The sequence below is a fragment of the Polynucleobacter sp. AP-Elch-400A-B2 genome (assembly GCF_018688355.1).
Taxonomy (GTDB): Bacteria; Pseudomonadota; Gammaproteobacteria; order Burkholderiales; family Burkholderiaceae; genus Polynucleobacter.
This window is the reverse complement of sequence record NZ_CP061317.1, coordinates 1,581,271-1,606,374: the sequence shown is the minus strand read 5'-3', so window position 1 is coordinate 1,606,374 and position 25,104 is coordinate 1,581,271. Positions and strand designations below refer to the sequence as shown.

The window sequence follows — 25,104 nt, the reverse complement described above, 5'->3', positions numbered from 1 at the left end:
CTTGTAGTCAGTTTTTTATCTCGGCCAATTATTTAGCAAATAGCTGGCTGGGATCCTCGAATGCCTTGAACTCTAGGGCATTACCAGCAGGATCAAGAAAGAACATGGTGGCTTGCTCACCTACTTTTCCTTTAAAGCGAATCTGTGGCTCGATGATGAACTTCATGCCACTGCTGCTTAATCTATCGGCCAATGCATGCCAATCTGGCATCGTTAGCACCACCCCAAAGTGTTTTACGGGAACTTGATGTCCGTCAACCTCATTTGAGGCTGCATGACTGCATTCTTCAGGTGCAAGGTGGGCAACTAATTGGTGTCCAAAGAAGTCAAAATCAATCCATTCATCAGAGCTGCGACCTTCTGCGCAACCTAAGGTGCTGCCGTAAAAAGTACGAGCTGCTTCCAGGTTGTCTACAGGAAAAGCCAGGTGAAAAGGTTGAATATTTGACATAACGGTCCTTGGCAAGATGTGGAATTAGGCTCAGCAAGCTTAAATGGATGTAATGATGAAGTTTAGTATATTGAGAGCATAAATATAAAACTGTGACACGGAGATAAAAATGATCACTTTTCAATTGGGTAAGATTTGCCGTTCTATCGCCCAGGCAACCCTGATCCTGAGCTTTTCTGGTTTGGTGCATGCCGCTTATCCGGACAGGCCAATTAAACTGATCGTACCCTATCCTCCTGGTGGGGCTACCGATGTCATTGGACGAATTCTAGCCAAGAACTTAGGCGACTCTTTGGGTCAGCAAGTGTTGGTTGAGAATCGCGGTGGAGCTGGTGGCAATATCGGCGCAGAAGCGGTAGCTAAAGCAAATCCAGATGGTTACACCTTATTGATGGGTGCGGTCACCTCACATTCCACTATGGCTACGCTTGAGAAGGGCAAATTACGTTACGATCTTTTGAAGGATTTCACCCCAGTCATGATTGTGGGTTCTGTGCCTTTGGTGGTGGTGGTGAACCCCAATGTTCCTGTAAGAACCTTAAAAGGCTTAGTGGATTACGCCAAAGCCAATCCAGATAAATTAAATTACGCCTCTTCGGGTGCAGGCGCACCACAAAGAATGGGTGCAGAAATTTTCCAAAAAGAAGCGGGTCTCAAAATCACGCACGTGCCATATAAAGGTAGCGGCCCAGCTATGACCGATTTGGTTGCGGGACAAGTCAATATGATGGTGGAAACGGTTCCGGCTGCATTACCATTTATCAACGCCGGGCAATTACGTCCTTTAGCGGTGACAACAGCAAAACGCATTTCGATGCTGCCTGATGTTCCTACGACCGCTGAATCTGGTATGCCCGCACTGGAAGTGAGCTCTACCTTTGGTGTTCTAGCGCCAGTCGGTACGCCCATGCCTATCGTTGACCAGTTAAATAGTGCTATCGCTAAACTATTGCTTAATCCTGAGGTGAAGGAAGCATTTCTAAAGCAGGGTGTTTACGCTGCAGCACCAACTAAGCCTAAGAAATCAGCTGAGTTGCTAGCTACTGAAGTGAAGCGTTGGGAAAAAGTCATTAGAGAAGCTGATATCAAAGCTGAGTAAGCACCATTTATTTTTTAATTTAAAGAATGATTTATGACAAGCAATATAGATAAAGAAAAAAAGCAGTCCACAGAGAGTGGTTTGCGTAAGGGCTTAACCAGTTATGGTGATAAAGGCTTCTCCTTGTTTTTGCGTAAAGCATTTATCAAGGGTGCTGGCTATACCAATAGCGCCTTAGACCGCCCCGTCATTGGCATTATTAATACTGGTAGTGCTTATAACCCCTGTCACGGCAATATGCCGCAACTGATTGAGGCCGTAAAACGTGGCGTGATGTTGGCTGGTGGTTTGCCGATGGATTTCCCCACCATCTCCATTCATGAAAGCTTTGCTGCTCCTACCAGCATGTATTTGCGTAACCTCATGTCAATGGATACGGAGGAGATGTTGCGTGCTCAGCCGATGGATGCGGTAGTGATGATTGGTGGTTGCGATAAAACTGTACCCGCACAAATGATGGGTGCTGCCTCTGCTGGTCTGCCAGCAATTCAGTTGATCACTGGTTCCATGCTGACCGGCTCCCATCGAAGTGAGCGTGTGGGTGCATGCACTGACTGTCGCCGCTATTGGGGAAAATTCCGCGCTGGCGAAATTGATGAAGTTGAAAAAGATGAAGTGAACGACCAATTAGTAGCCAGTGTAGGCACCTGCTCAGTCATGGGCACTGCTAGTACGATGGCTTGTATCTCTGAGGCGCTTGGTATGACTGTGCCTGGTGGCGCGACACCGCCAGCAGTTACTGCCGACCGTATTCGGATTGCAGAAGAGACTGGTACTCGCGCTGTACAAATGGCAAAAGACGGCCTAACAATTGATAAGGTATTAACAGCAGACGCTTTTGAAAACGCGATGCGTGTTTTATTGGCAATTGGTGGCTCGACTAACGGCATCGTACATTTAGCTGCCATCGCTGGTCGTATGGGCCTAGAGATTGACTTGGATGCACTCGATAAGATGGGTGATGAGACGCCAGTGTTAGTGGATTTAAAGCCCTCTGGTGATCACTACATGGAGAACTTCCATGATGCTGGTGGTATTACTACGCTGCTACGTGAGCTCAAGCCTTTACTAAAGCTAGATGCGATGACGGTAACAGGTCGCACTTTAGGCGAGGAGATTGATGCGGCCCCTCCAAGCTTTAAGCAAGATGTAGTGCGCAAGTTCGATAACCCGATTTATCCACGTGGCAGCATTGCAGTATTGCATGGCAACCTAGCACCCGGTGCCGCCATCATTAAACAATCAGCAGCTAATGAAAAGCTCATGGAGCATGAGGGTCGCGCTGTTGTGTTTGAAAACAGTGAAGACCTAGCCAATCGCATTGATAGTCCAGACTTAGATGTCACGGCAGATGATATTTTGGTGCTAAAGAACATTGGCCCCAAAGGCGCACCTGGTATGCCAGAGGCGGGGTACATTCCGATTCCGATGAAGTTAGCTCGTGCTGGCGTAAAAGATATTGTGCGAATTTCTGATGGGCGCATGAGTGGTACGGCTTTCGGAACGATTGTGTTGCACGTCACTCCAGAGGCTGCAGTAGGTGGACCATTGGCGTTTGTACATAATGGTGACCGCATCCGCTTGAGCGTGAAGAATCGTGAGATTAGCTTGTTGGTCTCAGATGAAGAGTTGGCTAAGCGTGCAAAAGAAAATCCAGTAATAGAGCCCACTGCAGAGCGTGGCTATCTCAAGCTATTCTTAGATACAGTCACTCAAGCAGACAAAGGTGTTGACTTTGATTTCTTGAGGGCGGTGAAGATAGTGGGCAAAACACCAAAGCGTTGAATCAAGATTGCGCAATATAAAGAGGGGCCTGATATCGATCTCAACCTATACGGGCGCGAACAGCAGATCTGGGTGCACCAGTGGCTAGCTCTGATCAACCGATGGATCGTATTACCCAGCACCTAGGCAATATGGGTATTTAGCCTTCTAGCGAGAAAGACTTGGTAGGGCTAGCTTAAGAGTTCTATGGAATGCAGAGAGCGCATCTTCAAATGAGGGTGCGTTCTTGTCATAGACCATCACCCTAATGAATTGATCATAGATTTCTTTGGTCTTCGCATCAGACTTTGCGTACTCCATCGCTTTATGAATTTCACCAAGCGGATCAGTCACAAAGGCGCTATGTTGACTTGCAAAATCTTCCGCATCCTTTTGGATTACTTGATTTACTAGGTTTGACAGATTGTCTTGGTTATCACTCAGGATGGATGAGTTCTTTTGGATAATCTGATAAACGTCGTAAAGGTGACGTACTAATGCGGTATCAAGCCCCTCATCATCCTTTGCCATCGATAGAGCTAGGCGCCTTGGGAAAGTAATGAGCTTCTCCGCTAATGCTTCACTTAAGTCTACGCAGGGCACCATGAAGCTAGGACCAGTATTCATGCCTGCCAATGAATCAAATAAGAGGGTAATTGCCCTATCTCGTTTGGGCGCGCGCAATGGGCTATAGCTCACTTCAAGCTTGAGGTTCGCGCGCATCCCAGGGCTTACTTCAAAGTGGGTGGAGTACTGGATATCAAATTCAATAAAGTTATTTCTATCTTTTGCATTTCTTGAAATGAACTCGGATTTGAAGCCTGCATTATTCAATGCCAATTCAATATCGGCCTTAAGCTTGCTCATCCTTGATTTGACTTTACTGTTTGTCAGTGCCTCTGTAGATTTTGGTGATGCCTTGATATCTACATCTTCAGAGACTCGCTCCAACAAGCCATAGGCCTTGGACAGGCAAGTGCCCCCGCAGAAGATTAAATCAAAGTCTGTGTTATTAATGCTGGCAATACCGGCCAAGGCATCAGTAACTATGAAATCTTTTTCAAGGGCGAATTCAGAAATGCCAAGCTCTAACTCATTGATGACATCTAAAACTTGGAGTCTTTGGGTGTCGCTAATTCTTTTCATAGACTAGGCAACGACTGCCTACTGAGAGCTTGCGACATACCCTGGCATTACCAATATTGAGAATGGGAAGCATGGGAACCTGAGTGCTGTCACCTTGAATCAGGGCGCGCATATCTTTACCTACATCAGCTTTGATACCCAGTTTTTTCATGGCCTCAAGGCCGATGTTGATCAGGCTTTCATCTGCGACGGGTTTGCCAGAGATAGAGGAGGGGCGCGCCTTTACATACGTGCCATACCCAAGGCGCATTAGTTTGCCTTCATCTGAGAGTTCTTTCACTACACGGCATACCTGGCGGTAGTTACCAAATCGATTGAAGTCATCACGCAAGAAGACCTTGCCTTTGGAATTACGTAGGCTGGCCAAGATACGGTCTTTAGTTGTTGCTTTAGCCATCTTGGCCTCCTTTCCTGATTAAGCCTTAATTATATACAAAAATAAGACATTGATGTCCTATTTTTGTATAAGTAGATTATGACGTAAATCCATATAAAACATGACTTAAAAGTTATTTTAATGGGTAAAAACCCCCTAGGTATACATAGTTAATAAACGAGGTCATATTTAGTCAAGGGCACCCAAAAGGGGTGGCTTGCGTACCCTTGACAAGCCTTTATATATAAAGAAAAACGCCACCCTGGTGGGTGGCGTTGGACTGTTACATACTTCAAAATGGTGGAGTCGGCGGGAATCGAACCCGCGTCCGCAAATCCTCTACAACAAGTTCTACATACTTAGTCATGTCATTTAATTTAGCTAGCTAGTCACAGACTGACATGTTCCACGCTGGCGATTCACTAAGTTTTCGAATCATTCCCCGTGACATGAAATGATCTTATCTCTTGTAAATGACCCTGATCTAGCTTGCGCTAGCTGACCCAAGAGAGAATCAGTTCAGGGGCAACCGCAATTAAGCGGCTAGTGCGAAACGTTCGTCGTTTGCAGTTATTACATTCCCATTGATTTACGAGATAACGGGTCCTCGGTATGCCCTTGATGCTTTGTAATCCACGTCGAAACCATGTCGACCCCGGAGTTTATGCATTGGAAGCTCCATTTTAAGGTGCTTACTCCTAAATTGCTCATTATCTTTTTATCTCCCTACTGCGGGAAGATGATTTCCAGCAATTCTTTTGGGTGATATACGAGATAATCCGCGCCCCAGGCCTCTGGGGGCTCCTCACAGCCACAATAGCCATAGGCTGCTGCGATTGTCTTCATACCCGCCGCTTTGCCCGCCACGATGTCTCTAATGTCATCACCAACATAGACAGATTTAGTCGGGTCAATATTGGCGAGTCTGGCAGCGTGCAAGATGGGCTCAGGATGGGGTTTTGAATGTGGGGTGGTATCGCCAGAGACTGTTGATGCTGCTCTTTGGCGTAAGCCCATTAACTCAGTTAGGGGATTGGTAAAGCGTTCGCTTTTATTGGTAACAATGCCCCAAGGTAGCTTTGCGCCATCTAATTGATCTAGTAAATGATCAACACCATCAAAAATAATGCTGTTGACCAATAGTGCTTTTTCATAGTTTGAGAAGAACTCATCCCGAAGTGGAATGAAATCGGGGTGATCAGCGTCGATCCCAAATGCCCCCTTAATTAGTCCACGAGCCCCTGCCGAAGCGCGTGGGCGCAATACCTCATATTGCATAGCTGGAAGATTGCGAGCGATGAGGAGTTGGTTAGCAGCTGCGACAAGGTCTGGAGCCGTATCGGCAAGAGTGCCGTCTAGGTCAAAAAAGATGCCATTGTAAGGGCTTACTAACCCGCTACTCATTTGCGTACAGCAATCATGTAGTTCACATCCACATCTTCACCCAATTTGTAAACTTGCGTAATGGGGTTGTATGTCATCCCCTTCATGCCGAGCATTTCTAATCCGGCGTGACGGGTAAATGCAACTAATTCAGAAGGCTTGATGAATTTGGCGTATTCATGGGTACCCTTGGGGAGCAGTCGCAAAATATATTCAGCGCCAATAATGGCAAATAAGTAGGACTTAGGATTGCGGTTCAGGGTGCTAAAAAAGAGGGTTCCACCTGGTTTACACAGCTTTGCACAGGCACGGACTACAGATGAAGGGTCTGGCACATGCTCAAGCATCTCCATACAAGTCACAACGTCATATTGCCCTGGCTCTTCCTCAGCTAGCGCTTCAGCTGAAATAGAGCGGTATTTCAGGGTTGCGCCTACCTCTAGCGCATGTAACTCAGCGACTTTAAGGGCCTTTTCGGATAAGTCGATGCCACAGGTGTCAGCGCCTGACTGTGCAATTGACTCTGCCAGAATCCCACCGCCACAACCGACATCGAGAACCTTCTTGCCTTGGAGATCAACGAAAGACTTGATCCAATTAAGGCGTAGGGGGTTGATGGCATGCAAAGGCTTGAATTCGCTTTGGGGATCCCACCAGCGATGGGCTAGGGCGCTAAATTTAGCGATTTCAGATTGATCGACGTTCATAGGGTTGAAAGCGCGGTAAGCGCGTTGATATAGGTGGATTATGAATATAGCGGAAATAAAAAAGCCCGGCAGAACCGGGCTTTTTTACAAGTAAAAAGAATTACTTAACTGCAGATGTACCAACAACTTCGATGTCGGTGCGGCGGTTCTTAGCGCGGCCTTCAGCAGTTGCATTGCTTGCAACTGGATTGCTCTTGCCTTTTGATTCTGTGTAAATACGGCTACCGTCAACACCTTTACTTACTAAGTAAGCTTTAACTGACTGAGCGCGACGCTGGCCGAGAGCCATGTTGTAGGCATCAGTACCAACGCTATCGGTGTTACCAACAGCAATAATTACTTCTAATTTGATCTTGTTCAAGTCAGCAGCGATCTTGTTCAAGGTTGCTTGACCTTCTGCCTTCAATGTTGCTTTATCGAAGTCATAGAGTGTGTCAGCTTGCAAAGTGATTTTGCTTTGGCTAACTCCAGATGTAGCAGCCTTGGGAGCCAAGAAGCCATCACAACCTTTAGCTGCAGTTGCAGGTGTCCAGCTGTTATCACGCCAGCACAATGTGCCATCGCCGTTTTTCCAAGAAGTACCAGTTGAGTTGACCCAGTTGTCAACGTTTTGGGCGGAAGTAGCAGTAGCAGCAACAGTGATTACGCCAGCAAGTACCAGTTTTAGGGTTTTGTTCATTTTTAGTCCTCAAAAATCTCTTTTTAATTAAAGTCAAACTTAAATGTAATTCGCCCTACTTTGAAGCAAAAGACCGCAAAGCGACACATCTCAATTTCGTACAAACTGACAGAATTTTAGCATAGGGGCTATCAGTCATCAAAATGATATTATTTCTAAATGGAACAAGCCGCTAAAGAAACACTACCAATATCCCTAGAAGACGAAATGCGGCGGTCCTATTTGGACTACGCAATGAGCGTCATTGTCGGCAGAGCCCTGCCAGACGTACGTGACGGGCTCAAGCCGGTCCATCGCCGGGTCTTATTCGCGATGTATGAATTAAACAACGATTGGAACCGTGCTTACAAAAAATCTGCCCGTATAGTTGGCGATGTGATCGGTAAATACCATCCACATGGCGATTCTGCGGTGTATGACACCATTGTTCGCATGGCCCAGGACTTCTCCCTGCGCTATATGCTGGTTGACGGGCAGGGTAACTTTGGCTCTGTAGACGGTGATAACGCTGCTGCAATGCGGTATACGGAGATCCGCCTTCGTAAGATCGCCCATGAGCTTTTGGCTGATTTGGATAAAGAAACCGTGGATTTCGGGCCAAATTACGACGGTAGCGAGAAAGAACCCTTGATTCTTCCTGCAAAAGTGCCTAATTTGCTGATTAACGGCAGCTCTGGCATTGCCGTGGGTATGGCTACCAATATCCCTCCCCATAACCTGGATGAGGTGGTTACAGCCTGTTTACACGTATTGCACAACCCAGAATGCACGATCGACGAATTAATCGAGATCATTCCGGCGCCTGATTTCCCGACCGCCGGCATTATTTATGGCGTTCAAGGAGTTCGTGAGGGCTATCGCACCGGCCGTGGCCGTGTGGTGATGCGGGCTAAAACCCACTTTGAAGACCTCGACAAGGGCGCTCGTCAGGCCATCATCGTGGATGAGTTGCCATACCAGGTAAACAAAAAGAACTTACTCGAGCGAATTGCTGAGTTGGTGAATGAGAAAAAAGTAGAAGGTATCTCTGATCTACGCGACGAGTCTGATAAGTCAGGCATGCGCGTAGTAATCGAGCTCAAGCGCGGCGAAGTGCCTGAAGTAGTTCTCAATAATTTATACAAGAGCACTCAACTGCAAGATAACTTCGGCATGAACATGGTGGCTCTAGTAGATAACCAGCCGCGCCTGTTGAACTTGAAGCAAATGCTGGAGTACTTCTTGCAGCATCGTCGTGAAGTAGTCACACGTCGCACAATTTTTGAATTACGCAAAGCGCGTGAGCGTGGTCATGTCTTAGAAGGTTTGGCAGTTGCGTTGGCAAACATTGACGAATTCATTGCCATCATTAAAGCTGCTGCGAACCCAGTAGTTGCTAAGCAAGAATTAATGAGTAAACCTTGGGACTCTTCCATGGTGCGCGAGATGCTGGCGCGTGCTGAGACAGATACTCCAGGTGGTCGCAACGCTTACCGTCCTGAAGGTTTGTTGCCAGAGTACGGCATGCAAACCTCTGGTCTCTATCGTCTATCGGATAGCCAAGCACAAGAAATTTTGCAGATGCGTTTACAACGCTTGACTGGCCTTGAGCAAGACAAGATCGTAAATGAGTACAAAGATGTGATGGCGGAGATTTCTGATTTGCTCGACTTACTTGCTAAGCCAGAGCGTGTTACTCAAGTCATTGAGTCTGAGTTGAAAGAAGTGCAAGCTGAGTTTGGTATTGCTGGTGGTGACTCTGGCCGTCGTTCATTTATTGAAATGAATGCAACCGAGTTGTTTACAGAAGATCTGATCACTCCGCAAGATATGGTGGTTACGCTCTCTAACACTGGTTACATGAAGAGCCAGCCTTTGAGTGAATATCGTGCGCAAAAACGTGGTGGTCGCGGTAAACAAGCTGCAGCTACCAAGAATGAAGATTGGATTGAGACACTCTTCGTTGCGAATACGCATGACATCATTTTGTGTTTCTCCGATCGTGGCCGTATGTATTGGCTCAAAGTGTGGGAAGTTCCACAAGGAAGTCGTAATTCACGCGGCAAGCCAATCGTGAATATGTTCCCGCTGATTGAAGGTGAAAAGATTACCGTGATTCTCCCGATTAAGGGATATCAAGATGATTATTACGTCTTCATGGCAACGAGCTTGGGTACTGTGAAAAAGACACGTTTATCTGACTTCTCTAATCCACGTAAGGCCGGAATTATTGCTGTCGATTTAAACGAGAATGACTTCTTAGTTGGTGCAGCGATTACTGACGGGCAGCATGATGTGATGTTGTTCTCGGATGCTGGTAAGGCAGTGCGCTTTGATGAGAACGATGTGCGTCCAATGGGTCGTACAGCGCGCGGTGTGCGTGGTATGAACTTGGGTGAAGGTCATCAAGTGATCGCCATGTTAGTTGCTCCAGCCGAAGCCGCTGAAGGTGCCGAGGCAGCTGTCGTTGATGCGAATGGTCTCGCAATTCCGAGCAGCGTACTAACTGCAACTGAAAATGGTTTTGGTAAGCGCACTCCGATTGGTGAATACACCCGTCATGGTCGTGGTACTAAAGGCATGATTGCGATTCAGACAACCGAGCGCAACGGTAAAGTGGTTGCCGCTGCTTTGGTATCTCCTGAAGATCAAATTATGTTGATCACTACTGGCGGCATCTTGGTGCGTACACGCGTTTCAGAGATTCGTGAGATGGGTCGCGCCACACAAGGTGTCACATTGATTAACGTTGATGAAGGCACTCGTTTGTCTGGCTTGCAGCGTATTGCTGAAAGCGATTCTGATGATGAGAATGATTTAGATGATGGTGAAGACGGTGAGGGTGGAGTTGTTTCCGCTGATCCAGCGCTTGGTTCCAATTCTGCTGAAGCTGGCGATGCCTAATTGGCATCCACATAAGGTCAACTAACTCATCATGACGTTTGACCGCCGCATTTTCAATTTCGCTGCGGGGCCCGCTACCTTGCCTGAAGAGGTATTGAGGCAGGCTGCTGCAGAGATGTTGAATTGGCGGGGCTTGGGCGCCAGCGTCATGGAAGTCAGTCATCGGGGCAAAGAGTTCATGGCCTTGTATGAGGAAGTGCTGCAAGACTTACGTACCCTCATGGGCATTCCTGACTCCTATGAAATATTGATGCTTCAAGGTGGTGGTTTGGGTCAGAATGCTGCCATCCCCATGAACCTGATGCCTTTGGCCAAAAATGGCCCCAAGGCCGATTTTTTAGTAACTGGCATTTGGTCAGAAAAGTCGTATAAAGAAGCGGACAAGTATGGCGTTGCTCATCTAGCAGCCTCTTCTGCGGCTGAAAAATTCAATACGATCCCAGATCGCTCTAGTTGGCAGCTATCAGATGATGCTGCTTATGTTCATTACTGTGCGAATGAAACCATTGGTGGCGTAGAGTTCCCCGATGTTCCCGATGTCAATGGCAAGTTATTGGTCGCAGATATTTCTAGCAATATGCTCTCTAGAGAAATCGATGTCACAAAGTGTGGCGTTTGGTTTGGCGGCGCTCAAAAAAATATTGGCCCATCCGGCGTAACGATTGTGATCATTCGCAAAGATCTGATGGGGCACAGTATGAAAATTACACCATCGATTTGGGACTGGTCTAAGCAAGCGGCAACTGATTCCATGTTGAACACGCCACCTACCTTTGCCATCTATATGGCTGGTCTTGGCTTTAAGTGGTTGATGAAGCAAGGCGGTGTAAAAGCGATTGAGAAACGCAATCAAGAAAAAGCAGACTTGCTCTATAACTTCCTAGATCAAAGTAGCTTGTATGAGACTCGCGTTACCAAGGAATATCGCTCCAGAATGAATGTCACATTCTTTTTGAAGGATGAGAACTTAAATGCCCAGTTTTTGGAGCAATCCAATGCATCAGGCTTAGTTGCCTTGCGCGGTCATAAGGCGGCAGGCGGTATGCGCGCTAGTATTTACAACGCAATGCCGCTTGAGGGCGTTAAAGCCTTAGTGGAATTTATGCGTGACTTTGAAAGGCGTGCCTAATGAGCTCTAAAGACCAGAGTACCGAAGAACAGCGCCTAGCGCCAATCCGCGACAAGATTGATATGTTGGATGCGCAGATTTTAGAATTGTTATCACAGCGTGCAAAAGCTGCTCAAGAGGTTGGCCATATTAAAGGTGGGTTTTCATCGCCCGTGTTTAGGCCAGAGCGTGAGCGTCAAGTAGTTGCGCGTTTACAGGAACTCAGTAAGGGTCCGTTGTTGCCTGATGGTATCGCTGCCATTTGGCGTGAGGTGATGTCTGCCTGTCGTGCTTTAGAAGCGCGTCAGACAATTGCTTATCTTGGGCCAGTAGGCACATTTTCAGAGCAAGCAGCGCAAACCTATTTTGGCCACTCGATTGCCGGTCTTCCTTGCAACAGTTTGGATGAAGTATTTAAGGCAGTAGAGAAGGGCGCGGCGCAGTTTGGTGTTGTGCCTGTAGAAAATTCCAGTGAGGGTGCGATTTCAAGAACCTTGGACTTGCTTCTAGATTCTCCGATGCGGATTAGTGGTGAAGTGGTGCTAGCTATTCGTCACCATCTTCTCACTAAGAGTGGGAGCTTAGATGGCGTGACTACGGTTTGTGCTCATGCCCAAGCTTTGGCGCAATGTCAGCAATGGTTGAGTTTGCATGCTCCCCACTTAAAGCGTCAGGCAGTGAGCAGTAATGCAGAGGCTGCTCGGATGGCCGCCAATGATCCGACTTTAGCGGCGATTGCTGGAGACCCTGCGCAAGAGGCTTATGGATTGCAGGCAGTAGCCGCACAGATTCAGGATGATCCACAAAACCGTACCCGTTTTGTGGTGGTCGGTACTTACGAGTGTCAGCCTACCGGCAAAGACCAAACATCTCTGGTGCTATCAGTAGATAACCAACCAGGTGCCGTACATCGTTTATTGGAGCCTTTAGCTAAGCATGGCGTTTCTATGAATCGCTTTGAATCTCGCCCTGCTCGCAAGGGAACATGGGAGTACCACTTCTATATTGATGTAGCGGGACATGCTGAAGATGCAAAAGTAGCTAAAGCCTTGGAAGAGTTAAAAACGACAGCTGCTTTTTATAAAAATCTCGGCTCATATCCTCATTCAGCATGACATCAAAATCTAACATTGGTTTAAAGCATATTCATGCGATAGCGCCCTATGTTGGTGGGCGACCCATCAGCGAGGTTGCGCGTGAGTACGGCCTTGATGAAAACAAGATTGTGAAGCTCGCATCCAATGAGAATCCATTAGGCATGCCAAAGTCGGCGCAAGACGCGATGCTCAAGGCTGCGAGTGACTTAGGTCGCTATCCAGATTCCAATGGTTTTGAATTAAAGAATGTTTTATCAGCGCGTTTAGGTGTTCCGGCGGATTGGATTACCCTGGGCAATGGTAGTAACGACATTTTGGAGTTGGCTGCACGCGCAGTAGCTCAAGCTGGCGATGAGGTAATTTTCTCTAAACATGCCTTTGCGGTTTATCCATTGGCAACACAAGCTGTTGGCGCCAAGGCGATTGAAGTGGCTGCCACTGCAATGTATGGCCATGATTTACCTGCCATGTTGCAAGCAATTAAAGCCTCAGGTGATAAAGCGAAGTTGGTGTTTGTGGCTAACCCAAATAATCCAACCGGTAGCTACTTAACTGCCAAAGAGATCGAAGATTGCTTAATGGCTGTGCCTGCTCATGTGGTGGTTGTATTGGATGAGGCTTATAACGAGTACCTCGCCCCAGAGCAGCGCTATGACGCAATTGCTTGGGTGAAGCGCTTTCCTAATATGATTTTGTCGCGTAGCTTTTCTAAGGCGTATGGTTTGGCAGGCTTACGAATCGGGTATGGCGTGGCTCAGCCTGCCTTGACGGATTTACTCAATCGTATCCGTCAGCCATTTAACGTCAATAGCCTGGCGCAAGCAGCAGCTATCGCCGCATTTCAGGATTCCGCTTTCTTACAGCAAGGTTTTGAATTGAATCGCGCTGGCTTAGTTCAACTAACGCAAGCATTTGATGCGCTTGACTTAACTTACCTTCCTTCGGCTGGCAACTTTGTGCTCGTGAGAGTGGGCGAGGATGATGGCGCTGGTGCTCGTATTAATTTAGAGCTCCTCAAGCGCGGCATCATTGTTCGGCCAGTTGGCAATTACGGTTTGCCGCAATGGTTGCGTATTTCCATCGGCTTACCCGAAGAGAATTCAGCTTTTATTGATGCCCTTAAAGATATTTTGGCTCAGCAGTAATTCATTACTAATTAGACAAATTTCATAAGCCAATGGCCATCATCAACCCATCTAGTAATTACGGTACCGTCGCGATTGTTGGTGTTGGATTAATTGGTGCCTCCTTAGGTCTAGCATTAAAAAAAGCAGGTATGGTCAATCAGGTCTTGGGTGTCGGCCGTAGTGCCCCAAATCTAGATCAAGCCCTCAAGATGGGTGCTATAGATGCTGTAGTCGACCTGGCTGAGGCGGCTAAGCAAGCTGACGTGATTGTGTTGTGCGTGCCAGTGGCCCAGATGCGTGCGGCCTTTGAAACCATCGAACCTCATCTCGAGCCCAGAACAATGATTACCGATGCGGGCAGCACTAAGGGTGATGTGATTTTGGCTGCCAAAGAAGTCTTGGGTAAAAAAGCTTGTCAGTTTGTACCGGCACATCCGATTGCAGGTGGTGCGCAACATGGTGCTAGCGCTGCGAAAGCAGATTTATTTGAGGGTAAGCAAACCATTCTTTGCCCCCTACAAGAAAACTCTCCACAAGATACCGATTTAATCGAAGGCTTTTGGCAGTCAGTTGGTTCTGTTGTCAAAAAGATTTCTTGTGTCCAGCATGATGCAATTTACGCAGCAGTCTCTCATTTGCCGCATCTCTTGTCTTATGCACTGATGGCCAGTGTTGTGAACTCAGAGGATGCTGATCAAAAGCTCAGTCATGTGGGTGCAGGCTTTAAAGATTTCACACGCATTGCAGCTTCGAGCCCAGAGATGTGGCGTGATATTTGCTTGGGTAATCGCACCGCAGTTCTCAAAGAGCTTGATCAATATTTACTCATCGTGACTCACATGCGTAAATTGATTGCTGACAATGATGGTGCTGGCTTAGAGAAGTTATTCAACAAGGCCAGCAAAGCACGCCAAGATTTGGATGAGCTTTGATGAGTGGCTTGCCGGATATCAAAATTGGACCATTCAAGCGAGCACAAGGCTCGATAGTCTTGCCAGGCTCTAAGAGCATTTCTAATCGAGCTTTATTACTAGCTGCCCTTTCTTCAGGCACAACAACCCTTAAAAATCTCCTAGATGCTGACGATACCCAGGTGATGCGTAATGCACTACGCCAGTTGGGGCTATCGGTAACCGATCAAGAAAATAAGGTCTGCGTAGTTGAAGGATGTGGCGGTAAGTTCCCCATACAAAATGCAGATCTCTTCATGGGCAATGCGGGTACAGCAATTCGCCCATTAACAGCAGCTCTTGCAATGCAAGGTGGTAACTACCGTTTATCTGGTGTGCCACGCATGCATGAGCGTCCGATTCGCGATTTAGTGGATGGTCTGCGCCAAGTGGGCGCAAAGGTTGACTACGAATTACAAGAAGGTTATCCGCCGATCAAGATTCTTGCCGCTGATATTGGAATCAAAGATGTTGTGAGGGTGCGCGGCGATGTCTCTAGCCAATTCCTGACCGCCTTGTTGATGGCCTTACCTTTAGTTGCAAAAGAGCCCGTCAGGATCGAAGTGATTGGTGAGTTGATTTCCCGTCCTTATATTGACATCACGCTCAAGCTGATGGCGCGCTTTGGCGTCAAGGTGACTTGTCCTGATGCCCAGTCGTTTGTGATTCCCGCCAAGTCCTCTGGTGCGGTATATCAAAGCCCTGGGGTCATATCGGTAGAGGGTGATGCGTCTTCCGCTTCTTACTTCTTAGCGCTTGGTGTGATTGGTAATGGACCAGTGCGTGTCTTAGGTGTTGGTAGTCAAAGTATTCAGGGTGATGTGGCTTTTGCTGATGCACTCGAACTGATGGGTGCAAAGATTTCTTCGGGTGAGGATTGGATTGAAGTTGCTGGCGTTAAGAATGCTAATGGCAAGCTCAATGGCATCACGATCGATTGCACAGAGATTCCAGATGCAGCGATGACTTTAGCTGTTGCGGCTTTGTTTGCTGAAGGCCCTACGCGCTTGAACAATATTGCGAGCTGGCGCGTAAAAGAAACTGATCGTATTGCGGCCATGGCAAAAGAATTAAAAAAGGTGGGCGCTATTGTCGAAGAGGGTGCTGATTACATCGTAGTGCAAGCGCCATCATCTGTTTCTGATTGGAAGTCTCCTGATGAGGGTATTGATACTTATGATGACCATCGCATGGCCATGTGTTTCTCTTTGGCTGCTTTTGGTCCCAATCCGCTCAAGATCAATGATCCCAATTGCGTTGCAAAAACCTTCCCAACTTACTTTGCTGAATTTGCAAAGATCGTTTCCTAAAAGTCGCTTTTGATGAATTTGCCTCCAGTCATCGCCATTGATGGACCCACCGCCTCTGGCAAAGGGACGGTTGCTTCCTTGGTAGCGGAAAAGTTGGGCTTTCATTATCTGGATAGTGGTGCGCTCTACCGGCTTGTTGCTTTGGGGAGTGAAAAAGCATCTGTTGATCCTCAAAATGGCCCGGAATTGGGTATTTTGGCCAAAAAACTGGTGATTTCGTTCAAAAATGGCCAAATTCTGCTCAATTCGGAAGATGTGACCGATGCCATTCGTACAGAAAGTATTGGTTTGCGTGCTTCTGCAATAGCGGTGCATCCAGAAGTTAGGCAGGCCTTAGTGGCTGTTCAGCAGGGTTTTAGGCTTGCTCCGGGCTTAGTTGCCGATGGTCGCGATATGGCCAGCGTGATATTTCCAGATGCGGTTTTGAAGATTTTCCTCACTGCGACAGCCCAAGCTAGAGCTGAACGTCGGTATAAGCAATTGATAGCTAAGGGAATTTCTGTTAAACTAGAAGACTTGTTGCACGATTTGCAAGAGCGCGATGCCAGAGACAGTAGTCGAGGTGCCGCACCTTTGTTGGTCGCAGACGGCGCCAAAGAGCTAGAAACATCGGAATTATCGATAGATCAAGCAGTTAAGACGGTTTTAGATTGGTATCAATCAAAAACAGCTTAGTTTTTGGCGGGCAGTAAAGAGTAGTAGAAGTTGTTTTGGCGTCTTAAGGAACTCTACAACGCGATTATCTAATTTAGCGTGTTTCTTGGGACTTTTTTTAACCTAACCCGTCAGGCCTTCTGGCGGCACAAAGTGAATATATAAATGTCTGAATCATTTGCAGAGCTATTTGAAGAATCATTAACCCGATCGAATATGAAGACCGGCCAAGTTATTTCGGCTGAAGTACTTCGCATCGACCATAACTTCGTCGTTGTTAACGCTGGATTGAAATCCGAGGCGTTTATTCCTGTTGAAGAATTCCATAACGACGCTGGCGAGATTGAAGTAGCTCCTGGCGATTTCGTTTCTGTTGCTATTGACGCTCTTGAGAACGGCTATGGCGACACTATCCTTTCCCGTGATAAAGCGAAACGCTTGGCATCATGGATGAACTTGGAGAAAGCGCTTGAGCAAGCTGAGATCGTTACTGGTACTGTTACCGGTAAGGTTAAAGGCGGCTTGACAGTCATGGTTAACGGTATCCGCGCATTCTTGCCTGGATCACTCGTTGATACACGCCCTATCAAAGACACCAGCCCTTACGAAGGTAAGACGATGGAGTTTAAGGTTATCAAGCTTGACCGCAAACGTAACAACGTAGTGTTGTCACGTCGTGCAGTGGTAGAGGCTAGCCAAGGTGAAGAGCGCGCGAAGTTGATGTCTAACCTCAAAGAAGGTAGCGTTGTTCAAGGTATCGTTAAGAACATCACTGACTACGGCGCGTTCGTGGACCTCGGTGGTATCGATGGCCTCTTGCATATTACCGATTTGGCATGGCGTCGTGTGCGTCACCCAAGCGAGATGTTGACTGTTGGTCAAGAAGTTACCGCAAAGATTTTGAAGTTCGATCAAGAGAAGAATCGTGTTTCACTCGGCGTGAAACAACTTGGTGATGATCCATGGGTTGGTATCGCTCGTCGCTACCCACCAAACACCCGTTTATTCGGCAAGGTAACCAACCTGACTGATTACGGCGCGTTCGTAGAAATCGAATCTGGTATCGAAGGTTTGGTACACGTTTCTGAAATGGACTGGACTAACAAGAACGTTGCTCCAAGCAAAGCTACTGCACTAGGAACCGAAGTTGAAGTCATGGTTCTGGATATTGATGAAGACAAGCGTCGTATCAGCTTGGGCATCAAGCAGTGCAAAGCAAATCCATGGGAAGAGTTCTCACGTGGCCAACAAAAAGGCGACAAGTTGACTGGCGCAATCAAGTCTATTACTGACTTTGGCGTGTTCATTGGCTTGCCTGGCGGTATTGATGGTTTGGTTCACCTCTCAGACATTTCTTGGAATGAGCCTGGTGAAGAAGCTGTTAAGAAATACAAAAAAGGCGATGAAGTTGAAGCTACTGTATTGGCCATTGATGTTGAGAAAGAGCGTATCTCTCTCGGTATCAAGCAATTGTCTGGTGACCCATTCAATAACTACACATCCGTAAGCGACAAGGGTAGCCTTGTAACTGGTACTGTGAAGGCTGTTGATGCTAAGGGTGCAACCATTCACTTGGCTGATGAAGTTGAAGCTTACTTGCGCGCTTCTGAGATCTCAACAGATCGCGTTGAAGATGCACGCAATGTATTGAAAGAAGGCGATAGCGTAACTGCAATGATCATTAATATTGATCGCAAGTCACGTGCAATCAATCTTTCAATCAAAGCTAAAGACAGCTCTGATCAACAAGATGCTATGAGCAAGCTCCAAGGTGATGCGCAGTCTGGCACAACCAACTTGGGCGCCTTGTTAAAAGCAAAAATGGACAATCAAGGCTAAATCAATATCGCCGCTTTCCATTGGGAGAGCGGCGGTTTTTTATTGATAGATATGTCAGATCAAGAGCAACAAGCAATTACTCGCTCCGAACTCGTGGAGAGCTTGGCGGAACAGTTTCCCCAGCTATTACCTAGAGATGTGGAGTTGGCAGTAAAAACATTGCTAGACACCATGACTCACGCTTTGGCCGAAGGCAAGCGAATTGAGTTACGTGGTGTGGGTAGCTTTGTTTTGCATCACCGTCCTGCGCGCACTGGTCGTAATCCGAAATCTGGTGAGAAGGTATTGATCCCAGAAAAACGGGTACCCCATTTCAAGCCAGGTAAAGAATTACGTGAGCGCGTTGATTACAAGCCTTTGAAGCAGGTGAGCCCTAAAGAGGGTTCTGGTGCCTAGTCACATAGCACATATCCAGTGGTCCATTCGGACCATTTTTTTATTTAAATTCTGCACAGCATGATTCAGATCGCAACCTCCTGGCTGTTATTAATACCAGTGATGTTTGGCATTGGTTGGTTGGCTAGTCGCTGGGATCTGCGCCTTGAAAATCGCATGGATGAGCGTGAGCGCATGCGTCAGCAGCGTTCAACCTTTAAGGGCTTGAGTCTCTTATTGAATGAGCAGCCTGATCAGGCAATTGAAACCTTAGTCAAGATTGCTCAGCTTGATCCTGAAACAATCGATCTTCACTTTGCTTTAGGTAATTTATTCCGTCGTCGCGGTGAGACCGAGCGTGCAATTCGAGTTCACCAACACCTAGCTAATCGCGATGACTTAAAGCCACGTGATCGAGATCACGCTGCCTATGAATTAGGCCGTGATTTTCTGCGTGCTGGTTTATTAGATCGCGCCGAAGCATCATTAAACCGCGTGGGTGAAGGCAAGTTTGCCGCCCCAGCAAAAGAGAGTCTGCTCGAGATGTATCAAATTGAGCGGGACTGGAAAAAAGCCATCATCGCTGCAAGCGAGCTCGAGGCCTTGCAAGGAAAATCACATCACACCGAGATTGCACAGTTTCATTGTGAGCTTGGTCAAGAAGCATTGCGTCGTAAAGATTTACCAGCGGTTGAACAGTCTGTTCAGTTGGCATTACAAGCGGTTCCGCATCACGCCCGTGCACTCATTTTGCAGGGTGATTATTTGATAGCTATGGATCGTCCAGCCCAGGCAATCGAGGTGTGGGCTGTCATTGCGAAGACTCATCCTGCTTATATGCATTTGCTTGCAGATCGCTGGATGTCTGCGCACACATCGCTTGATAAAGCAGATTCAGGCTTGAGTGCGCTATGTGAGTTGCTCAAAACCCAAGCCTCTGGTGAGTTGCTCGACATTGTGCAAAAGCATATGACCCAAATTCGTGGGGCTCAGGCTGCTGAGGTGATGCTAGTTGAGGTGATGCAGCACTCACCCAGTTTGAGTGCTCTCTCAAAATTAGCTGAGACCCGTTTGGTATTAGCTGAGAGTAATGGCACGCCAGAGAGAGTGTCTGATTTACAGGCAACATTGAGTTTATTGAAGCAGCGTACGACCAGTTTGGCCCGTTATACCTGTGGTAACTGTGGTTTTCGCGCGCGACGTTTTTACTGGCAGTGTCCGGGCTGTAATTATTGGGAGGCATACTCTCCAAGACGAAGTGAGGGAGCTGTTCCTAGTGGCCCCTCAATGTAATCTGAGCTGCAATTACTAATCTAATACTGAATTACTTGGAGATATCTTGAAAGTCACCATCATCGGCAGCGGTTACGTTGGTCTTGTTACTGGCGCTTGCTTAGCAGAGCAGGGCAATAATGTCTTTTGTGTAGACGTAGATTCTAAAAAGATTGAGATTCTCAACTCAGGTGGTGTGCCAATTTACGAGCCAGGCCTCATAGAGATGATTGAGCGCAATCGCGCTGCTGGCCGCCTGCAGTTCTCTACTGATATCGCCGCCTCTGTCGATCATGGCGATATTCAGTTTATTGCTGTTGGCACCCCTCCTGATGAGGATGGCTCTGCAGATCTTCAGTACGTTGTGGCAGCTGCTCGTAATATCGGTCGTCATATGACCACCCCTAAAGTGATCGTCGATAAATCCACTGTTCCAGTCGGTACGGCTGACAAAGTATCTGCTGCCATCAGCGAAGAACTGAGTAAAAGAGGTCTCTCATCGGAACTGTGTTCCGTAGTCTCTAATCCCGAGTTCCTTAAAGAGGGCGCAGCTGTAGAAGACTTTATGCGCCCAGATCGCATTGTGATTGGTACGCAAAGCACTCCAGCAGGTCTGCGTGCTAAAGAGCAAATGCGCAAACTCTACGCCCCATTTAATCGTCATCACGAGCGCACCTATTACATGGACGTGAAGAGCGCTGAGCTCACTAAATATGCAGCCAATGCCATGTTAGCTACCCGCATCTCTTTTATGAACGAGTTAGCTAATCTGGCTGACTTAGTCGGTGCTGATATTGAAGCAGTTCGCCAGGGTATTGGTTCAGACTCCCGGATTGGTTATGGCTTTTTGTACTCTGGTACTGGATATGGCGGCTCTTGCTTTCCGAAGGATGTTTCAGCCTTGTCTAAAACTGCTATTGAGCATGGACGTGATTTGAAGATTCTGGATGCTGTCGAAGCGGTGAACGAAGCTCAAAAGTACATCCTCGTAGAAAAGATTGAAAAACGATTTGGTAAGAATCTAGCTGGCAAAAAGTTTGCTATGTGGGGCTTGGCATTTAAGCCTAATACTGACGATATGCGCGAAGCCCCTAGTCGCGTCATTATCCAGGAGCTGGTCAAGCGTGGTGCCCAGATCGTGGCACACGATCCAGTAGCGATGCCAGAAGCCAAACATTGTCTTGAAGTAGACTTCAAAGGCAATCCAGAAGGCCTCAAGCAAGTGACTTTGGTAGATGATCCCATGGTAGCAACCCAAGGTGCCGATGCCTTGGTAATCGTGACGGAGTGGAAAGCCTTTCGTAGCCCGGATTTCGACCTTCTCAAAGCCAAACTCAAGAACCCAATTATCTTTGATGGTCGCAATTTATATGAGCCACAAGCTATGCAAGAATTAGGTATTGAGTACCAAGGCATTGGCCGTCATAATTAATTAGTAGTACAAAAAGAATTCCTTAGAGAGATTGGTTATATCGTGGAAAAAGCTAACCGAGAACAATTTTCTAAAGCCCGCTTATTGGTAGTGGGTGACGTCATGCTCGATCGTTATTGGTTTGGTGATACGAATCGTATTTCTCCTGAGGCACCAGTGCCAGTTGTTCAGGTAGGCAAGATTGATGAGCGTTTAGGCGGTGCTGCTAACGTTGCCCGTAACGTTGCAGCGCTTGGAGCTAAGACAACCATTTTGGGTGTGATTGGTGATGATGAGGCAGGACGACGTGTTACAGATCTCTTAAAATCCAGTGGCGTTAATAGTCAATTGGAGATTGATAGCAAAGTGCCGACAACTGTGAAGTTGCGCGTCATTGCAAGACAGCAACAATTGATTCGCTTGGACTTCGAGGAAGCTCCAAGTGAGGCAGCTTTGGCTCACAAACTCGAGCGTTATGAGAAGTTGGTTGGTGATGCTGATGTGGTGATTTTGTCTGACTATGGTAAAGGTGCCTTAGGTCAGGTAGCTTTGATGATTGAGCAGGCACGCGCTCAAAAGAAAATGATCCTAGTCGATCCTAAGGGTGACGACTACGCTAAATATCGTGGCGCTACTGTGCTCACTCCAAATCGTAGCGAGCTCCGCCAAGTCGTGGGTAAATGGACTAGTGAAGAGAATCTCACCAAGAGAGCGCAAGATCTCAGAAAGTCATTAAACCTCGAGGCGCTTCTTCTCACTCGCTCCGAAGAGGGTATGAGTTTGTTTACCGATGCTGGTGTGAGCCATGTGAAGGCGCAGGCACGCGAAGTATTTGATGTGTCAGGTGCGGGTGATACCGTTATAGGAACGCTAGCAGTAGCATTGGCAGCTGGTTGGCCACTGGAAAGAGCGATGGCTTTGGCTAATCGGGCTGGTGGTATTGTGGTTGGAAAGTTAGGTACAGCCACTGTTACTTCTGAGGAATTGCAATGACTATTATCGTAACCGGCGCAGCTGGGTTTATTGGTGCCAATATTGTTCAAGCGCTCAATGCGCGTGGCGAGAAAAATATTATTGCGGTCGATGATTTGCGTCCTGCAGATAAGTATCGCAATCTTGCTGATCTAGACATCATTGATTATCTTGATAAAGACGAGTTTCTAGAGGCATTTAGAAGCGGTCGCTTTGGCAAGGTGAGGGCAGTCTTTCATGAAGGGGCTTGCTCCGATACGATGGAGACGGACGGCATCTTCATGATGGCGAATAATTTCCGTTACACCATGGATTTGCTCGATATCTGTACAGAGCAAAAAGTGCAGTTGCTCTACGCTTCATCCGCAGCTACTTATGGTGGTTCTGATGTATTTGTAGAAAGTCGTGAGCACGAGAAGCCCTTGAATATTTACGGCTACTCCAAGTTTCTATTCGATCAAGTGATGCGCAAGCGCTTTGCTGAAAAAGCGAATACTGTACAAGTGGTTGGTTTCCGTTACTTCAATGTCTACGGTCCACGTGAATTACATAAAGGTCGCATGGCTTCAGTAGCATTCCACCAGTATCACCAATACAAAGCTAACGGCAAAGTTAAGCTCTTTGGTGAATATGGTGGTTATGGCGCTGGTGAGCAAAGTCGTGACTTTGTATCAGTGGAAGATGTGGTGAAAGTGAATTTGTATTTCTTGGATCATCCAGAAATCAGTGGCATCTTCAATCTCGGTAGTGGCCGCGCACAACCATTCAACGATGTTGCTCACGCCGTAGCTAACGCCATGCGCAAAATTGATAAAGCCAACCCTGCTAGCCTAGAAGAGTTGGTTAAAGAAAAGGCGATTGAGTACATCCCATTCCCAGATGCGCTCAAAGGTAAGTACCAGTGCTTCACGCAAGCAGATTTAACTAAGCTACGTGCTGCTGGATACTCGGAACCCTTCCTCAATGTGGAGCAGGGTGTCAGTCGTTATATCGCCTGGCTATCAGCTAATACGGATTTCTTAGCAAGCCCACTCTAGGAAGCTAAAAGTAGTCAACCGACTGAATCTTTATTCGTTGTAACTAATCCACTTGCACTTTGTGTAGGTGGATTTTTTATTAACTGATGGAGATTAAATGAATCAATTATTAAAGTCTTTAGTGTTTTCAGTATTTGTAGCTGTCACAGGCCTAGCTGCCGCCTCGCCAATCAATGTCAATACTGCAACCCAGTCTGAATTAGAAAGTATCAAAGGAATTGGACCATCTAAGGCAAAAACAATCATTGCCGAACGTTTAGATGGCGGGCATTTTCAGGATGCCAATGACCTCCAAAAACGGGTGCGTGGCATTGGTATGAAATCCGTAGAAAAGATGGTGGATAACGGCTTAACTATTGAGGCACCAAGTTCTTTTCGTGAACCGCACGGCCGCACCAATAAAGAGGGCGCAAAGGCTAGCAGACGTGGCTCACGCGGTCAAAGTGGTGCGCGCCATCATTCGGATCGTGCGGAACCAAGTCGCCGAAATTAAACCCTTTTACGTCTAGCCTAGCTTATGGCTAAAATGGTTTCATGAACACACCCTCTTACTTAACTATTTCACAGACCGTGGGTAATACACCCCTGGTTCGTTTGCTACGCATTCCGGGCGCTGAAAACGATTCCAAAAATAATCTGATCTTAGGAAAGTTGGAGGGCAATAATCCAGCGGGGTCGGTTAAAGACCGACCTGCGCTGTCGATGATCCTGCGCGCACAAGAGCGTGGCGAAATTAAACCTGGCGATACCCTGATTGAGGCTACCAGCGGTAATACTGGCATTGCTTTGGCAATGACTGCTGCAATGTTGGGCTATAAGATGGTCTTGGTAATGCCGGAAAACCAAAGTATTGAACGCCGTCAAAGTATGGCTGCCTATGGAGCGGAACTCATTCTGACAGCAGCTTCTGGTGGCATGGAATTTGCGCGTGACTATGCATCACAATTGCAGAAGGAAGGTCGTGGCAGATTATTGGATCAATTTGCAAATCCAGATAATCCACGGGCTCACATCGAGACGACTGGTCCAGAGATATGGCGCGATACCCATGGTCAGGTGACACACTTTGTCTCATCGATGGGCACTACTGGAACCATTACAGGAGTTTCCACTTATTTAAAAACCATGAATCCCAATATCCAGATTATTGGCGCGCAACCAGAAGAAGGTTCGCAGATTCCAGGTATTCGTAAATGGGCTCCAGAGTATTTGCCTAAAATTTACCAAGGCGATAGGGTTGATCGCATAGAGTATGTAAGCCAAGCAGATGCCGAAGAAATGGCGCGTCGCCTTGCGGCCCAAGAGGGTATCTTCTGCGGGATTTCAGCTGGTGGTGCTTTAGTAGTTGCCTTGCGAATTGCTCGCCAGGTAGAAAACGCCACGATTGTCTTTATCGTTTGCGACCGTGGTGATCGTTATCTATCCACTGGAGTTTTTCCAGCGTAAGTCATTCAAACTTCAGTA

The 25,104-nt window shown here is 47.2% G+C and carries 22 protein-coding genes, 1 other RNA gene and 1 pseudogene; 17 read left to right on the top strand and 7 right to left on the bottom strand.

Annotation, left to right across the window (positions count from 1 at the left end; genetic code table 11):
• Positions 1 to 28 precede the first annotated feature (28 nt).
• Positions 29 to 451, bottom strand: a complete 423-nt coding sequence (locus FD977_RS08305; RefSeq protein ID WP_215304897.1) for a VOC family protein — start codon at positions 449 to 451, stop codon at positions 29 to 31.
• Positions 452 to 560: 109 nt separating this feature from the next.
• Here FD977_RS08305 and FD977_RS08300 point away from each other — a divergent pair, with 109 nt between their 5' ends.
• Together FD977_RS08300 and FD977_RS08295 are read left to right on the top strand one after the other, a co-directional pair.
• Complete coding sequence (locus FD977_RS08300; protein ID WP_215304896.1) at positions 561 to 1,550, top strand: tripartite tricarboxylate transporter substrate binding protein; 990 nt, start codon at positions 561 to 563, stop codon at positions 1,548 to 1,550.
• A gap of 33 nt (positions 1,551 to 1,583) precedes the next feature.
• Entirely contained in the window at positions 1,584 to 3,335 is a 1,752-nt protein-coding gene (locus tag FD977_RS08295) for an IlvD/Edd family dehydratase (RefSeq protein ID WP_215304895.1), read from the top strand.
• 147 nt (positions 3,336 to 3,482) lie between these two features.
• On the opposite strand, the gene FD977_RS08290 is transcribed toward FD977_RS08295, so the two are convergent.
• The 6 genes from FD977_RS08290 to ompA form a co-directional block, all read right to left on the bottom strand.
• Positions 3,483 to 4,460, bottom strand: coding sequence for a nucleotidyl transferase AbiEii/AbiGii toxin family protein (locus FD977_RS08290; protein WP_215304894.1), 978 nt, complete (start codon positions 4,458 to 4,460; stop codon positions 3,483 to 3,485).
• Positions 4,447 to 4,857 (bottom strand): DUF6088 family protein, encoded by a 411-nt coding sequence (locus FD977_RS08285; RefSeq protein WP_215304893.1) that lies wholly within the window; start codon positions 4,855 to 4,857, stop codon positions 4,447 to 4,449. Before FD977_RS08285 ends, FD977_RS08290 begins: the two co-directional genes overlap by 14 nt.
• Before the next feature lie 277 nt (positions 4,858 to 5,134).
• Positions 5,135 to 5,493, bottom strand: a transfer-messenger RNA (tmRNA) gene (gene ssrA, locus FD977_RS08280).
• Between the two features lie 69 nt (positions 5,494 to 5,562).
• Positions 5,563 to 6,240 (bottom strand): HAD family hydrolase, encoded by a 678-nt coding sequence (locus FD977_RS08275; protein WP_215304891.1) that lies wholly within the window; start codon positions 6,238 to 6,240, stop codon positions 5,563 to 5,565.
• Entirely contained in the window at positions 6,237 to 6,926 is a 690-nt protein-coding gene (gene ubiG / locus FD977_RS08270; protein ID WP_215304889.1) for a bifunctional 2-polyprenyl-6-hydroxyphenol methylase/3-demethylubiquinol 3-O-methyltransferase UbiG, read from the bottom strand. The genes FD977_RS08275 and ubiG overlap by 4 nt, the downstream gene beginning before the upstream one ends.
• Before the next feature lie 100 nt (positions 6,927 to 7,026).
• The gene (gene ompA, locus FD977_RS08265) at positions 7,027 to 7,605 is read right to left on the bottom strand and encodes an outer membrane protein OmpA (RefSeq protein WP_215304887.1); all 579 of its coding nucleotides are present in this window, start codon (positions 7,603 to 7,605) and stop codon (positions 7,027 to 7,029) included.
• 159 nt (positions 7,606 to 7,764) lie between these two features.
• Between ompA and gyrA the strand changes: the two genes are divergently transcribed.
• From gyrA to cysM, 15 genes and pseudogenes are all read left to right on the top strand, one after another.
• A complete protein-coding gene (gene gyrA, locus FD977_RS08260; protein WP_215304886.1) occupies positions 7,765 to 10,488 on the top strand; it encodes a DNA gyrase subunit A in 2,724 nt (907 codons plus the stop codon).
• A 31-nt stretch (positions 10,489 to 10,519) separates the two neighbouring features.
• Positions 10,520 to 11,617: a 3-phosphoserine/phosphohydroxythreonine transaminase gene (gene serC / locus FD977_RS08255; protein ID WP_215304884.1), complete on the top strand. Its 1,098-nt coding sequence runs from the start codon at positions 10,520 to 10,522 to the stop codon at positions 11,615 to 11,617.
• A complete protein-coding gene (gene pheA / locus FD977_RS08250; RefSeq protein ID WP_215304882.1) occupies positions 11,617 to 12,711 on the top strand; it encodes a prephenate dehydratase in 1,095 nt (364 codons plus the stop codon). Before serC ends, pheA begins: the two co-directional genes overlap by 1 nt.
• On the top strand, positions 12,708 to 13,838 hold the full coding sequence (gene hisC, locus FD977_RS08245; RefSeq protein WP_215304880.1) for a histidinol-phosphate transaminase: 1,131 nt from the start codon (positions 12,708 to 12,710) through the stop codon (positions 13,836 to 13,838). The genes pheA and hisC overlap by 4 nt, the downstream gene beginning before the upstream one ends.
• Positions 13,839 to 13,870: 32 nt before the next feature.
• Complete coding sequence (locus FD977_RS08240) at positions 13,871 to 14,752, top strand: prephenate dehydrogenase/arogenate dehydrogenase family protein (RefSeq protein WP_215304879.1); 882 nt, start codon at positions 13,871 to 13,873, stop codon at positions 14,750 to 14,752.
• An 8-nt stretch (positions 14,753 to 14,760) separates the two neighbouring features.
• Complete coding sequence (gene aroA, locus FD977_RS08235) at positions 14,761 to 16,080, top strand: 3-phosphoshikimate 1-carboxyvinyltransferase (RefSeq protein WP_215307105.1); 1,320 nt, start codon at positions 14,761 to 14,763, stop codon at positions 16,078 to 16,080.
• Positions 16,081 to 16,092: 12 nt separating this feature from the next.
• Positions 16,093 to 16,755: a (d)CMP kinase gene (gene cmk / locus FD977_RS08230; RefSeq protein ID WP_215304877.1), complete on the top strand. Its 663-nt coding sequence runs from the start codon at positions 16,093 to 16,095 to the stop codon at positions 16,753 to 16,755.
• 144 nt (positions 16,756 to 16,899) lie between these two features.
• Positions 16,900 to 18,573, top strand: a complete 1,674-nt coding sequence (gene rpsA / locus FD977_RS08225; protein ID WP_215304875.1) for a 30S ribosomal protein S1 — start codon at positions 16,900 to 16,902, stop codon at positions 18,571 to 18,573.
• A gap of 51 nt (positions 18,574 to 18,624) precedes the next feature.
• Positions 18,625 to 18,921: pseudogene (locus FD977_RS08220) on the top strand (integration host factor subunit beta); the annotation flags it as partial.
• 108 nt (positions 18,922 to 19,029) lie between these two features.
• On the top strand, positions 19,030 to 20,241 hold the full coding sequence (gene lapB / locus FD977_RS08215; protein ID WP_215304873.1) for a lipopolysaccharide assembly protein LapB: 1,212 nt from the start codon (positions 19,030 to 19,032) through the stop codon (positions 20,239 to 20,241).
• Positions 20,242 to 20,287: 46 nt separating this feature from the next.
• Positions 20,288 to 21,652, top strand: a complete 1,365-nt coding sequence (locus FD977_RS08210; protein ID WP_215304871.1) for a UDP-glucose/GDP-mannose dehydrogenase family protein — start codon at positions 20,288 to 20,290, stop codon at positions 21,650 to 21,652.
• 42 nt (positions 21,653 to 21,694) lie between these two features.
• Positions 21,695 to 22,624 carry a D-glycero-beta-D-manno-heptose-7-phosphate kinase gene (gene rfaE1 / locus FD977_RS08205; RefSeq protein ID WP_215304869.1) on the top strand — a complete coding sequence of 310 codons (930 nt, stop codon included), beginning with the start codon at positions 21,695 to 21,697 and terminating at the stop codon, positions 22,622 to 22,624.
• Complete coding sequence (gene rfaD / locus FD977_RS08200; protein ID WP_215304868.1) at positions 22,621 to 23,640, top strand: ADP-glyceromanno-heptose 6-epimerase; 1,020 nt, start codon at positions 22,621 to 22,623, stop codon at positions 23,638 to 23,640. The genes rfaE1 and rfaD overlap by 4 nt, the downstream gene beginning before the upstream one ends.
• A 97-nt stretch (positions 23,641 to 23,737) precedes the next feature.
• Complete coding sequence (locus FD977_RS08195; RefSeq protein WP_215304866.1) at positions 23,738 to 24,133, top strand: helix-hairpin-helix domain-containing protein; 396 nt, start codon at positions 23,738 to 23,740, stop codon at positions 24,131 to 24,133.
• Between the two features lie 41 nt (positions 24,134 to 24,174).
• On the top strand, positions 24,175 to 25,086 hold the full coding sequence (gene cysM / locus FD977_RS08190; protein WP_215304865.1) for a cysteine synthase CysM: 912 nt from the start codon (positions 24,175 to 24,177) through the stop codon (positions 25,084 to 25,086).
• Positions 25,087 to 25,104: the final 18 nt, after the last annotated feature.